12 protein-coding genes are annotated in these 13,606 nt (G+C 52.5%); 6 read left to right on the top strand and 6 right to left on the bottom strand.

Annotated elements, in window-relative coordinates:
• Positions 1 to 33: 33 nt before the first annotated feature.
• Positions 34 to 792, bottom strand: a complete 759-nt coding sequence (gene cutC / locus AC2FCQ_RS01045; protein WP_265553658.1) for a copper homeostasis protein CutC — start codon at positions 790 to 792, stop codon at positions 34 to 36.
• Between the two features lie 162 nt (positions 793 to 954).
• Between cutC and AC2FCQ_RS01040 the strand changes: the two genes are divergently transcribed.
• Entirely contained in the window at positions 955 to 2,106 is a 1,152-nt protein-coding gene (locus AC2FCQ_RS01040) for a MalY/PatB family protein (RefSeq protein ID WP_490308201.1), read from the top strand.
• Here AC2FCQ_RS01040 and AC2FCQ_RS01035 read toward each other — a convergent pair.
• Positions 2,103 to 2,666: a VOC family protein gene (locus tag AC2FCQ_RS01035; protein ID WP_209634007.1), complete on the bottom strand. Its 564-nt coding sequence runs from the start codon at positions 2,664 to 2,666 to the stop codon at positions 2,103 to 2,105. The genes AC2FCQ_RS01040 and AC2FCQ_RS01035 overlap by 4 nt on opposite strands.
• A gap of 863 nt (positions 2,667 to 3,529) precedes the next feature.
• Between AC2FCQ_RS01035 and argS the strand changes: the two genes are divergently transcribed.
• Positions 3,530 to 5,260: an arginine--tRNA ligase gene (gene argS, locus AC2FCQ_RS01030; RefSeq protein ID WP_209634009.1), complete on the top strand. Its 1,731-nt coding sequence runs from the start codon at positions 3,530 to 3,532 to the stop codon at positions 5,258 to 5,260.
• Between the two features lie 74 nt (positions 5,261 to 5,334).
• Here argS and murJ read toward each other — a convergent pair whose 3' ends face one another.
• From murJ to rimJ, 4 genes are all read right to left on the bottom strand, one after another.
• The gene (gene murJ, locus AC2FCQ_RS01025; RefSeq protein ID WP_037419854.1) at positions 5,335 to 6,870 is read right to left on the bottom strand and encodes a murein biosynthesis integral membrane protein MurJ; all 1,536 of its coding nucleotides are present in this window, start codon (positions 6,868 to 6,870) and stop codon (positions 5,335 to 5,337) included.
• 122 nt (positions 6,871 to 6,992) lie between these two features.
• Positions 6,993 to 7,913 carry a Gfo/Idh/MocA family protein gene (locus AC2FCQ_RS01020; RefSeq protein ID WP_209634011.1) on the bottom strand — a complete coding sequence of 307 codons (921 nt, stop codon included), beginning with the start codon at positions 7,911 to 7,913 and terminating at the stop codon, positions 6,993 to 6,995.
• Entirely contained in the window at positions 7,906 to 8,550 is a 645-nt protein-coding gene (locus AC2FCQ_RS01015) for a DUF480 domain-containing protein (protein ID WP_490308200.1), read from the bottom strand. Before AC2FCQ_RS01015 ends, AC2FCQ_RS01020 begins: the two co-directional genes overlap by 8 nt.
• Before the next feature lie 9 nt (positions 8,551 to 8,559).
• Entirely contained in the window at positions 8,560 to 9,144 is a 585-nt protein-coding gene (rimJ, locus tag AC2FCQ_RS01010) for a ribosomal protein S5-alanine N-acetyltransferase (RefSeq protein ID WP_037419996.1), read from the bottom strand.
• 345 nt (positions 9,145 to 9,489) lie between these two features.
• Here rimJ and mdtH point away from each other — a divergent pair, with 345 nt between their 5' ends.
• The 4 genes from mdtH to AC2FCQ_RS00990 all read left to right on the top strand — a co-directional run bounded on the left by mdtH (position 9,490) and on the right by AC2FCQ_RS00990 (position 13,476).
• Positions 9,490 to 10,695 carry a multidrug efflux MFS transporter MdtH gene (gene mdtH, locus AC2FCQ_RS01005; RefSeq protein WP_265553664.1) on the top strand — a complete coding sequence of 402 codons (1,206 nt, stop codon included), beginning with the start codon at positions 9,490 to 9,492 and terminating at the stop codon, positions 10,693 to 10,695.
• Between the two features lie 86 nt (positions 10,696 to 10,781).
• Positions 10,782 to 11,030: a hypothetical protein gene (locus AC2FCQ_RS01000; protein WP_209634017.1), complete on the top strand. Its 249-nt coding sequence runs from the start codon at positions 10,782 to 10,784 to the stop codon at positions 11,028 to 11,030.
• A 129-nt stretch (positions 11,031 to 11,159) separates the two neighbouring features.
• Entirely contained in the window at positions 11,160 to 11,807 is a 648-nt protein-coding gene (gene grxB / locus AC2FCQ_RS00995) for a glutaredoxin 2 (protein ID WP_404759412.1), read from the top strand.
• A 28-nt stretch (positions 11,808 to 11,835) separates the two neighbouring features.
• The gene (locus tag AC2FCQ_RS00990; protein ID WP_209634022.1) at positions 11,836 to 13,476 is read left to right on the top strand and encodes an ABC1 kinase family protein; all 1,641 of its coding nucleotides are present in this window, start codon (positions 11,836 to 11,838) and stop codon (positions 13,474 to 13,476) included.
• Positions 13,477 to 13,606: the final 130 nt, after the last annotated feature.

The following is a 13,606-nucleotide window of genomic DNA, read 5'->3' as shown; positions in this document are numbered from 1 at the left end:
CTTCTTTCCGTCTAAACAACGATAGCTGGGTACTTATGCACTCTGCGCCAACGGATCAACCAGTGCCAACGCGTTTTTCATCGCCTCTACCATTTCGCCATCGACGCAATAGTGGCTAAATTCATCAACCTCGCTGTCTGAACACATGGTCACGCCAGCCTTGCGATAGCGCATGGTCGAAGGCACTTCATGGCCGGATGAGCTATGCACTTCCTGAATGCCAATATCAACGAACTTGTGCAAGTTACTGAGCCGAACTCCTGCCCCGGCCATAATCACTGGCCCCTGGCTAGCCTGCACCAGATCACGCAGCAAGGGTAAACCCAGCTCTGCATTTTGCTGCTGACCGGATGTCAGTATCCGCGCGACGCCCAATTGTGTGAGCTGATCAAGCGCGGCCATCGGGTTTTGGCACATGTCAAAAGCACGATGGAAAGTCACCGCCATATTGCCGCTTAAGCGCATCACTTCGCGCATACGCGGCAGATCGATATGCCCTTCTTCATCCAGCATTCCAACCACCACACCGGCAAAACCCATGTCGCGGATTTGCGCAATATCGTGCTTTATTACGTCAAAATCTACGGCGCTATAACAAAAATCGCCGCCCCGCGGGCGAACGATCGGATGCACAGGTACGCTGACCCGCTCCCGCGCCAGGCGTAATGAACCGTAGCTGGGTGTCAGCCCCCCCTCACTCTGACTGGCGCACAGTTCTATACGATCGGCACCTGCCCGCTCAGCCGTCAGCGCGCAATCGACGCTATAGCAACAAACTTCCAGTTTAATCATTGTCACCCCCAGATGACGGCTAACATGTGACAGTAATTGTTAATTCTTCCATTTCTCACGTAGGCTCATACAGAGCCCCTAAATAATTGGAGCTGCATCACGTAACAAAAATGCAACGTCAATATGACGGACATAGGTATAAACCAGCTCAGGGTAGTAACTATGGCATTCAATTTTGATCAATGGGTAGACCGTAGTCACAGTGACAGCGTTAAGTGGGATAAATATCGTGACCGCGACATTATTCCGCTCTGGGTTGCTGACACCGACTTCCCTTCACCACCCGCTATCATCGATGCATTACAGCAACGAGTGGCCCATGCCGTGTTCGGCTATGGGCATCCATCCCCTGAACTCATTGAGGTTTTTAGCCAGCGTATGCTAGAACGCTATAGCTGGCGTATCAATCCTGAATGGCTGATTTTCCTGCCTGGATTGGTTTGTGGTCTAAATTTATGCGTGCGGGCTTTTACGGCTGAAAACGAAGGCACGCTGGCACCATCACCGATCTATCCCCCGTTTCGCAAAGCCGCGAAATTCGCTGGACGCTCGCAGTTGCAGGTACCGCTGGCACTGAAGGAGAAGCGATGGGGATTAGATTTCACCTCCATCCCGGAACAGCTCAATGGCAAAGAAAAATTACTGCTGTTGTGTAACCCGCAAAATCCGGGCGGCACTGTCTATCGCAGGCAAGAGCTGTTACAGCAACATTCGTTCGCTCAAAACCACGATCTGATCGTCTGTTCCGATGAAATCCATTGTGATCTCCTGCTTGAACCAGGGTGTCAGCACATCCCCTTTGCCACGTTAAATGAGGATGCCGCACAGCGCAGCATTACGCTGATGTCGCCGTCGAAAACCTTTAATATTGCCGGACTGGGTGCCTCGATGGCGATTGTGCCCAACCCTGCTTTGCGGCAAAAGCTGATCCGCACACGCAGTGGCATCGTACCTGAAGTGGATATACTGGCGCTGGTTGCCGCACAGGCAGCCTACCAGCATGGGCAAGAGTGGTTGGACGAACTGTTGGTTTATCTGCGTGCCAACCGTGATTTGGTGACCGAGCGTATTAATGCCATGCCCGGCCTGCAGCTACAACCGATTGAGGCAACCTACCTGGCGTGGATAGACTGCCGTCAACTGGCCGTCGACAATCCGCACGCCTTTTTTGAACGGGCGGGCGTTGGATTAAGCCCGGGCCTGGATTTTGGTAACCGGCATTTTGTCCGCTTGAATTTTGGTTGTCGGCGCGAGCTACTCACCCAAGCGTTGGATCGTATGCTGATGGCCACCCACTCACTAATGTCAGGCTAACGTTGTTCGCTGGCGACAACGTCTCTAATCGAGTAGGGATGAAACTTGATCGTCACGCTGCCGTCGGTGATCGCCAACGTCGGGTTCGGCAAACGCTCCCCATCAGTCTGTGGCGAACTCTGTTTCAGTTTTATCCCTTGAGCCAATAGCGCTTCATCAGGCAACTGAGCCAGCGCGCGCGCGTAAAGCGTGGCAGGATCGCCACCCAGTACCAGTTCCACATGTTCCCAGCCTTCATGCGGATAACGTTTATCTCCGGGATAAGGCAACTCAATACAGTCAATCTGCCAAGGTCCCACGTTAAGGGGTTGTTGAAGATCAAACAGGTAAATAGGACGCCCCTTGATTATCGCCTCAGACAACAGTGAGCCACACTGTTGTAGCCCTTCGCGCCAGCGATCGGCCGTTGTGTTTTGATGGCAGCGTACCGATATGTGATCCGCACTGAACTGTGTTAAATCCAGGTGCAACTTCTCGGCAAAGCGGTTCAGTGCCTGTTCAAAGCGCGGCAGATCCAGCACCAAATCGTTAAGCTCGGCAATGGCCGTAAAAGTCGTCATAGAATCCTCGAAACAACGGAAAGCGATTTTCAGGTGGTGTAATTTACACGCCGAAGGCTCAGCTATCCATACGGAAACCTTCGGCAAGCGGACTTTTTTGGTGCAGAGTGCGGCCATCAACTAAACCAGGAATGCAGCTGGTTATAAAAAGCACAAAATAACAATTTATTTAGATTTTATTACAGCCGTGTTTCGTTTTTCCCAGTTTTTAATTCCGAAAACTCATTGTTGCATAAGTTTATAACGTTTAATCATGACGTAAGACTTAAGAATACTACTAACTTATTAAGTTATAAAATCGCATTAACAAGAGATACATATGATTAAGAAGACAGCACCCACTGGCACAATAGAAATGAAAAAACAATAAGATTTTTATTATAACTCATTGTTTTATAATAAATTAAAATAAAAACAACATGAGAATCATCCTAAACAAGATTTGTGCAATTGCGTGAAAATATCAATTAAGCTACTTTAGTGAAAATTGAGTTTGAGATAATTAGTTATGATACTTTTAATAATGTCCCTGCTATTGATAGTTATTGCCGCATACGCGATATTCCGTCATTTCAAATCACGCCGCAATAACACGTTAGACGGTGGTCGTCGGAAAAAAAGGCACTAGCTTTGCCTATTTTGGTCTCTTCATTCCCTCTCTTTTTTTATCCGTTTACTCCTCTCATTTAGCGCTCCGCGACTTTCAGCTTATCCCTCGCCAACTGCTGACGTCCTCCCTCAAATCGGTTACAATTACAGGCTGTTTTGTGGTGGGCCGCCGTCTTGACGTGCAGCCAGAAAACCACCTTTGAATCCCGTAGGGGCATGGCACACGGCCCCTCGTTCGTCATTAAGGTAACCCGGTGAATATTCAGGTTCTTCTTTCAGATAAAGTCAGCCAGGCGCTGATTGCCGCAGGCGCGCCAGCCGATTGCGAAGCGCAGGTCCGTCAGTCAGCAAAAGCACAGTTTGGTGACTATCAGGCCAATGGTGTGATGTCCGTTGCCAAGAAACTTGGCATGCCACCCCGCCAATTGGCAGAAAAAGTGGTGCAGCTCCTTGAGCTCGGCGACATCGCCAGCAAAGTGGAAATCGCCGGTCCAGGCTTTATCAATATCTTCCTGAACAGCGCTTGGGTCGCACAGCAAACCGACCGCGTATTGAGTGCGCCAAAACTGGATATTGCCCCTGTCGAACAGCAAACCATCGTTATCGACTACTCAGCCCCTAACGTGGCGAAAGAAATGCACGTCGGCCATCTGCGTTCCACCATTATCGGTGACGCTGCTGCACGTACGCAGGAGTTTTTGGGCCATAAAGTGATCCGCGCCAACCACGTCGGCGACTGGGGCACCCAGTTCGGTATGTTGATTGCCTATCTGGAAAAAATGCAGAACGAAAACGCCAGCGATATGGATCTGTCTGACCTGGAACAGTTCTATCGTGAAGCGAAAAAGCACTATGACGAAGACGCAGAGTTCGCCGAGCGCGCGCGCGCCTACGTCGTTAAATTGCAAGGTGGCGATCAATACTGCCTGAAAATGTGGCGTAAATTGGTCGACATCACCATGGCGCAAAATCAGCTGACCTATAACCGGCTGAACGTGACCCTGACCGAAGACGATGTCATGGGCGAAAGCCTGTATAACGCGATGCTGCCTGGCATCGTCGCCGATCTCAAGGCTAAGGGGCTGGCAGTAGAAAGCGAAGGCGCAACCGTGGTATTCCTCGATGAATACAAAAATAAAGACGGCGAGCCTATGGGCGTCATCATCCAGAAGAAAGATGGCGGCTACCTGTACACCACTACCGATATTGCCTGTGCTAAATACCGCTATGAGACGCTGGGCGCCGATCGGGTGCTGTATTACATCGACTCGCGTCAGCACCAGCATTTGATGCAGGCCTGGACCATCGTGCGTAAAGCCGGTTATATCCCGGACTCTCTCTCGCTCGAACACCACATGTTCGGCATGATGTTGGGTAAAGACGGCAAGCCGTTCAAAACCCGTTCAGGGGGCACGGTAAAACTGTCTGATCTGCTGGATGAAGCCGTCGATCGTGCCGCTAAGCTGATCGCCGAGAAAAACCCGGACATGCCCGCAGAAGAAATGCAAAACCTGGCCAATGCCGTTGGCATCGGTGCGGTGAAGTATGCCGACCTGTCAAAAAGCCGTACCACCGATTATATCTTCGACTGGGACAACATGCTGGCGTTCGAAGGTAATACCGCGCCTTATATGCAGTATGCCTATACCCGTGTCTCTTCCGTATTTAAACGTGCCGGCGTCGACGAAAGCAATCTGACCCTGCCGTTGGTCATGACGGAAGAACGCGAGATTGCATTGGCGACACGCCTTCTGCAGTTTGAAGAAGTCATCACCACCGTAGCACGTGACGGCACACCACACGTGATGTGTAGCTACCTGTACGACTTGGCGGGCCTGTTCTCCAGCTTCTATGAACACTGTCAGATCCTGAACGCAGACAGCGAAGAAGCTCGTCAAAGCCGCCTGAAACTGGCCTTACTGACCGCGAAGACGCTGAAAGCCGGGTTGGATACACTGGGTATCGAAACCGTCGAGCGTATGTAAGCCATCCGCGCTGAATACGCAAAAGGGTCGCCGAGGCGACCCTTTTTTACGCGTTGAAAACGGGGAATCTCTGCTTATGCCACTCGGCGGGCAAAGTCGCGTGGACGGAAACCCAATCCCCCCAATACACCAAAGTAGGCCACGACACCGGCGACAACCACCAGCGACAGACGCAATAAACGCTCAAGCATATTGCCTTGATCCCAGGCAGGCATCAGCCACATCACACAAACCAATACCGCTGACATCACAATCACCGCAATCACCAACTTGGTCAAGAACATTGCCCAGCCCGGCTGCGGGTGGAAAATCTTCTGCTTACGCAATTGCCAGTAGAGCAGTGAGGCATTAAGGCAGGCGCCCAAACCGATCGACAGTGAAAGGCCTGCATGTTTCAACGGGCCAATAAACATCAGGTTCATCACCTGGGTCAAAATCAACGTGATAATGGCGATTTTAACCGGCGTTTTGATGTCCTGACGCGAATAAAAACCGGGGGCCAATACCTTCACCACAATTAACCCCATCAAGCCTACCGAATAGGCGACCAATGCGCGTTGCGTCATCGCAGCATCGAAGGCGCTGAACTTGCCGTACTGGAACAGCGATACCGTCAACGGTTTGGCCAAAATACCCAGTGCAATGGCACTCGGCAACGCCAACAGGAAGCACAGACGCAGCCCCCAGTCCATTAATCGGGAATACTCGTCGTGATTACCGCTAGAGAAACTTTTTGCCAACGACGGCAGCAAAATCGTGCCCAGTGCCACGCCCAACACGCCAGAAGGAAATTCCATCAGACGGTCCGCATAATACATCCAGGATACCGAACCAGAGACCAGAAATGAGGCGAAAATGGTGTTGATTATCAGCGAGATTTGGCTCACGGAGACGCCAAAAATTGCGGGCCCCATCTGACGCATTACCCGCCACACGCCGGCATCGCCGAGCTTGAGACGCGGCAGCACCAACATGCCAATCTTCTTCAGATGTGGGAGCTGGTAACCCAGTTGCAGTACCCCGCCGACCACCACCGCCCAGGCCAGTGCCATGACCGGAGGATTGAAGTAAGGCGCGGCAAATAGCGCAAAGCCTATCATGCTCACGTTCAGCAGCGTCGGCGCAAAAGCGGGGATCGAAAAGCGGTTCCAGGTATTGAGTATCGAACCGACCAATGAAGCCAGCGAGATCAGCAGAATATACGGAAAGGTGACGCGCAACAGCGATGACGTCAGGGCGAACTTGTCCGGTGAGTCGACAAAGCCCGGCGCGGTAATGTAAATCACCCAAGGGGCCGCCAACATACCAAGCACCGTCACCAGCGCCAACACCAACGTTAACAGACCTGAAACGTAGGCAATGAAAGTACGTGTAGCCTCTTCCCCCTGCTGACTTTTATATTCGGCCAGGATAGGTACAAAAGCTTGGGAAAACGCCCCCTCGGCAAAAATACGCCGCAATAGGTTGGGAAGCTTGAATGCCACGAAGAAGGCATCTGTTGCCATACCGGCACCAAACACCCGCGCCACGATCGCGTCACGGGCAAAGCCCAGCACCCGTGAGAACATCGTCATAGAGCTGACGGCTGCCAGTGATTTTAGTAGGTTCATGTGGTTTTTCTGATACGCCCTGTAAATGTTGACGCCTGCATCAGCAGGCGTCAGTAAAACTATCGGCTCAGTTTACCCATCCGCAGCAGAATAGCTACCGCCATATGTTACATAGAGTTATCTTACAAACCGGCATCACGCAGCAGCGTTTCAATCACCCGTTGGGCGGCAATGGCCTGCTCTCCAGCCGTTTCTGGTGCAGTGTGATTACTCACAGAAGCGATAAAATGGCGAACCGCACCGTCAAAACCCCGTTGCGCCAGCGTGGTTTGCCACCCCGGGGCCGGTTGTTCCAAAACGCCCTGGGCGTCTTCACGCCACCACTGACGCATATCGTTCAACTGATATACCGCGCCATCCGACACTGCCTGCACGCTTTCGCGTTGGCTACCAGCACGGCGATGCATACTGGTAGTTATCTGTGTTTCACCACATTCAAAATGATGCTCGGCATATAACAGCTCACCGCGCTCTGTGCCACGCAGGCAACCGCTGAGCAACTGCACAGCGCCGCCGCCCAACCATAATGCGGTATCCACCACATGCAGATAGTCATCCAGCAAGGTAAACCGCATATTATTGGGCCCAACGCTGTCCGCACGGTGTTTTTCCATGCGGATCGACGCAGGTTGACACATGTCTTGTTTCAGTTGTTGATACAAGGGTGCAAAACGGCGGTTAAACCCCACCATCAGCGCTTTACCCTGTTTTTCTGCCAGGGCAATCAGTTGCTCCCCCTGTTCCACGGTTTCGGCCAACGGTTTATCGACATAAACGTGAACGCCATGACGCAACAATTCACCGATCACCTGAAAATGGCTGGCGGTACTGCTGTGAACAAACACCGCATCGCATTGCTGTGCCAGACTGTCTAACCCCGAGAAACAGGCCATACGGTAGCTGTCACATATTGGCTGTGCTTTTTGTTGATTGGGAGAGAAACCGCCCACCAAAACCCAGTCCACCGCCTGGCTGAGGAGCGGTAAATAGGCTTTTTGAGCAATCCCTCCCAACCCCACAACACCAACACGCAATTTACTCATCTGCACCCCGAGCCAATAACGCCTGCAATTGTTGTTTGAGCTGCGCCACTTCGTGTTCCAGCGCAGTTACGCGTTCGTGCAATTCTGTCTCTTCAGACGGTAACACCTCAGCAGGTGCCTCATCGATTTGGCCGCAGAACAAATGCATGAACCGGCTTTCACGTTTGCCCGGCTCCCGCGCCAGACGCACCACAAAGGGGCCATCCTCACGGGCGCTCAAATTGGCCAGCACCTGTTCCACTTCAGTGACGTCATTAAATTCATGCATGCGATTGGTACGGGTGCGGAGCTCACCGGGCGTTTGGGCGCCACGCAGCAATAACGTCGTGATTATCGCCAATTCTGCCGCAGACAGCTTTAACTGACCGAACTCTGAATTGCAGAAACGGTGTTCATATTTAACGACCCGATTACCGAACCCACTTAATGTCCGTAAGAAATGCTTCTTCAGGAGCAGATCAAGGAGTTGCTGCACGTCATTTTCCGCCAGATCCATCACAGGTTCACGGTTGGTTTTCTGGTTACAGGCCAACGTAATGCCGTTAAGGGAAAGGGGATACTGATCTGGCGTCGTGACCTGCTTTTCCAACAGGCAGCCGATCACTCTGGCTTCTTTAGCGCTTAATTCATATTTCATTGTTTGGCCTCAGCGTGGCGGTAGCCATTCTTTATTGGTTAATGCGGTCAATACGTGATCCCGCCACTGCCCGTCAATCAGCAGATAATCCTTGGCATAACCTTCACGTTCAAACCCTAACCGGGTCAACAATGCACCGCTGCGCTGATTATGCGGCATATAGTTAGCCATGATGCGGTGCATGCGTTGCTGACGCAGCATATAACGGATAGCGGACTGCAACGCCTCGTACATCAGTCCTTGTCCCTGCCATTTCTCAGCTAATGAATAGCCGAGGAAACAAGCATGAAACGAACCGCGCAGCACGTTGCTGAAGTTCGCCACGCCTTGCACTTCATGTTCGTCGGGATCAAGCAGGATAAAATAGTAGGCGCTGCCCTGCTTTTGCATTTCGGTGATCATTCCCAGCCGCGCCTGCCATCCGGATGGATAACAGTGGCTTTCATCACGCACGGGCTCCCAGGGTTTGAGAAATGCACGATTTTCGGCATAGTATTCCGCTAACCGGTAAGCGTCGCGTTCATGAACTAAACGGACGACCATCCGATCGGTGGTGAGGCGTACTTTTGGTGATGCAGAGCGGTAGCCAAACATCATTTCCCCCGCAGTCAGAACGGTTCGATAAGAAGTATTTATTGGGCGCATGTCCGGATAATAATCCTGCGGCAGACTTATCCTGAATCATTATGTCTTAACGACCAGCGCAGAACCGCATATACCCTCATTTAATATAACCGCAGCCAGCCCAGGAGGTAAAACCCAGACAGCTCAGTAAATAAGCGATTGGCCATTTTACGGCTATTTTTGTGCGGTTTTGCCGCGCAGGTAACGTATTGACGATAAAAAAATATTATCTACCCCGCCCCTATCGGCAATCCTGGATTGGGTACAAACTAGAGCGGTCGCACTCCTCTCCCTCTTAATTGCTCGTGGTGAAGCATGTCTCTGGTATCGCAAGCTCGGAGCTTGGGTAAATATTTTCTATTACTCGATAACCTGTTGGTGGTTTTAGGCTTCTTTGTGGTCTTTCCACTTATTTCGATCCGCTTTGTCGATCAGCTTGGCTGGGCGGCCGTCGTGGTCGGCGCTGCGCTAGGTTTACGGCAGTTAATCCAACAAGGTTTGGGGATCTTCGGTGGTGCGATCGCCGACCGATTTGGCGCCAAACCGATGATTGTCACCGGTATGCTGATGCGCGCCGCAGGCTTCGCGACGATGGCAATGGCCGATCAGCCCTGGTTGCTCTGGTTTTCTTGCGCCCTTTCCGCCCTCGGCGGCACGCTGTTTGACCCACCACGCACTGCGTTGGTCATTAAGCTCACCCGTCCACATGAGCGCGGCCGCTTTTACTCCCTCTTGATGATGCAAGACAGCGCTGGCGCGGTGATTGGTGCCTTGATCGGCAGTTGGCTGCTGCAATACGATTTCCATTTTGTCTGCTGGGTCGGCGCAGCCATTTTTGTACTGGCAGCGGGCTGGAACGCCTGGTTATTGCCTGCGTACCGCATTTCCACCGTACGCACGCCGATGAAGGAAGGCATGATGCGCGTGTTGCGCGATCGCCGTTTCCTTACCTACGTATTGACACTTACCGGGTATTACATGCTGTCGGTACAGGTCATGCTGATGCTGCCCATCGTCGTTAATGAAATCGCCGGTTCACCGACCGCGGTAAAGTGGATGTATGCCATTGAAGCTGCGCTGTCGCTGTCACTGCTTTATCCATTGGCACGCTGGAGCGAGAAACGTTTCCGCCTGGAACAACGGCTGATGGCTGGCCTCCTGCTGATGACGCTCAGCCTGCTGCCAGTGGGGTTGGCAACCAGTCTGCAGGGCGTCTTTACGTTGATTTGCTGTTTCTATCTCGGCTCAATCATCGCCGAACCGGCACGTGAAACCCTGAGTGCCTCGCTGGCAGATCCGCGGGCACGCGGGAGCTATATGGGGTTCAGTCGCCTCGGGTTGGCGCTGGGTGGCGCGTTGGGTTACACCGGCGGTGGTTGGATGTATGACACCGGTCACGCGATGAACATGCCAGAACTGCCGTGGATCCTGCTTGGCATTGTCGGTTTTATTACCCTGTTTGCGCTTTATTGGCAGTTCAGCCCACGGGGTGCCACCACTGCGATTGTGCGCGGAGGCTGAGTTTTTTCTCTAAGTTGCCAGAAAATCAGCCGAATTTCTCACAGCTGCTATCCTGATAGTAAAAACACAAACGGGAGACGTTGGCGATGAGTGATGAAAACAAATTACCGCAGTTGCTGGAACACATGGTGCTGAATCTGCGTATGCTTTACGCGCGCTCAACATTGGTAGAAAAGGCGCTGGCCCACATTATTGCCGAGAATGCCGGCCTGAAAAATGACATTGTCAAACAACTGCAGATCGTCAATGCCACCACCGAGCGTGATAAAATCGATTTGGAAGAGGCGCGAATGCATCTGATAGAAGTGATTAATTCCGTCCCGACAAAAAAATAATCCCCGCATTGATCCGCGCTAAATGCGCGGATCAAACAACAATAACGCACCTTCCCGCAAGAACTCTTCGCGACAGCCTCAGTATGCTGTGATAACTATTGCTATTAAAACCTGACAACCGGAGCAAGCATGAAACTGTTTATCTACGATCATTGCCCATTCTGCGTTAAAGCCCGCATGATTTTCGGCCTGAAAAACCTGCCCGTTCGCCTGGTCACCTTACTCAGCGATGATGAAGCGACGCCTGTCAGTATGATTGGCAAGAAAATGGCCCCTATCTTGCAAAAAGATGACGGCAGCTATCTGCCTGAAAGCATGGATATCGTGCACTACGTCGATAATCTTGATGGCAAACCGCTGTTGACGGGGAAAACCAACCCAGCGATCGCCGACTGGTTGCAGCGCGTCGGCAGCTATAGCCTTTACTTATTGCTGCCCCGTTTTGCCAATGCTGACTTCGAAGAATTCGCCACTGACGGTGCACGCCAATACTTCACCGATAAAAAGCAGGCATCAATCGGCAGTTTTGCGAAGCACCTCGGTGACAGTGCCGATTTGATTGCCCAATTGGAAACGGACCTCCAGGCACTTTCCAGGCTGATTGTCTCCCCTGAAGCAGTAAAGGGTACGCTGTCTGAAGACGATATTCACCTGTTCCCACTGCTGCGTTCGTTGTCGATCGTCGCCGGGCTGACACTTCCGGAAAACGTGGAAGCCTATCGCAACCGTATGGCACAGCGTAGCGATATACCGCTGTTGTTCGATATGGAACAGTAATCCCATGCAATAAGGATATAGCGCGCAAATGTTAAAAATGGTGCTCGTCACTGCCCGCGATCGGGCAAGGCTGAAAGAGATTTCTGCGGTACTCATCCGCTACGGATTACAAGATGTCATTCGCCTGCTCGGCCTGAGCACCCTGCTGGGCAGCAATGACGTGGGCAATCAGCCACAAGACAGCCAAACATTGCCGCAGCGTTTGCGCGCCGCACTGGAAGCGCTCGGACCCACCTTTGTCAAATTTGGCCAAATTCTGGCAACTCGCTCAGACTTGCTGGATTCAAGTTGGACTGACGAACTTGATCGTCTGCACAGTCAAGCCGCCACCTTACCCTGGGGCGAACTGGCGCCACAAATTACAGCGGACTTGGGTGGGGATCCTCACAACCTGTTTGCTGAGTTTGACGACGTGCCTCTGGCGGCTGCATCAATGGCGCAAATTTACCGTGCCCGGCTGCACAGTGGTGAAGCCGTGGTGATCAAAGTGCTGCGCCCCGGCCTGGCGAAAACCATTCATGCCGATTTGCGCCTTCTGGCCTATTTGGCGGAAACCGTAGAGCAGCAAAGTCCGGCATTGGCTCGTTATCGACCACGTCAGATGGTACGAGCGCTGGCAACCGCACTTAATCATGAACTGGATCTGACTCACGAAGGCAATAACTGTGAGCGGGTCGCCCAACAGTTTGCACAGCAACCCGATGTCGTCATCCCGAAAATTTATTGGCCGCTGTCGTCAAAGCGCCTGCTAGTGCAGCAATTTTTGCCCGGTATAGCACCGGAAAATCCGCAACAACTGGCAGCGGCAGGCTTCGATGGCCCGCTGCTCGCACGACGCGGCGCTCAGGCCTTTATGAAAATGGTGCTGGAGCACCGTCTCTATCACGCCGATCCGCATCCGGGCAACGTTATGGCCCTAGCGGATAACCGTGTCGGCTTTATCGACTTTGGCATGGTCGGCCAGCTTTCCGAACGGCGACGCAATCAGCTATTGCTGTTGCTGCAAGCCATTGCTGAAAGGGAATCCGGAGGGATCGTCAATACCTTGATCGCCTGGTCAGACAGCGATCCTTTGGATCTTCTGGATCTGGAGTTGGCGGCCCAAAACTTTCTCGATAAGCAAGCCTCTGCCACCTTAACGTTGGGCAAGGCGCTGGCTGATTTGCTGGTAATGGCACGCGAACATCAGCTGGCGCTACCGCCGGATCTGGTGCTGTTGTTCAAGGCCTTAATCACCGCAGATGGTGTACTGCACCGCTTAGATCCCAACTTCGATATCATCGCGACCCTAAAACCCATGCTGCAACAGGTCATGTTGCAACGTTACGCCCCAGAAGCGGTGCGACGACGCATGCTGGCACTGGGCGGTGAGGCACTCGACGCAGGTGAAGAACTCCCGCAGACGCTACGCCTGTTAATGCGTCGGCTGAAACGCGGTCAGCTCAGCGCCGACATCAACCTCAAGAACATTGATCAGCTGAGCAAAGCATTGGAACGGGCCGCCGTCACGCTGGCCATAGCCATCGTCACCGCCGCCTTCGCTCTCGGCCTGGCACCTTTCCTGATGCAATCATCGGTGCACCTATGGGGCATCCCGCTGTTTCCTGCACTGGGTGCACTGGCCTGTCTTGGTGGCGTGTTGTTGTTGGTGCTGCGTCTGCGACGCTAAACAATTTCAGCGTTATCCGATAGGTCATGTCAGATTTCCCGCGCACTATCAATATTATCCCAGGTTCCGGAATGAGCGCTGTATACTGCGCCCATAGCAATCAGGGCGCTTTAGTCGCCCCTTACATGTG

The organism is Serratia sp. CoH_134_PS_4, from assembly GCF_058190535.1.
This window is presented reverse-complemented; position numbering and strand designations above follow the sequence as displayed.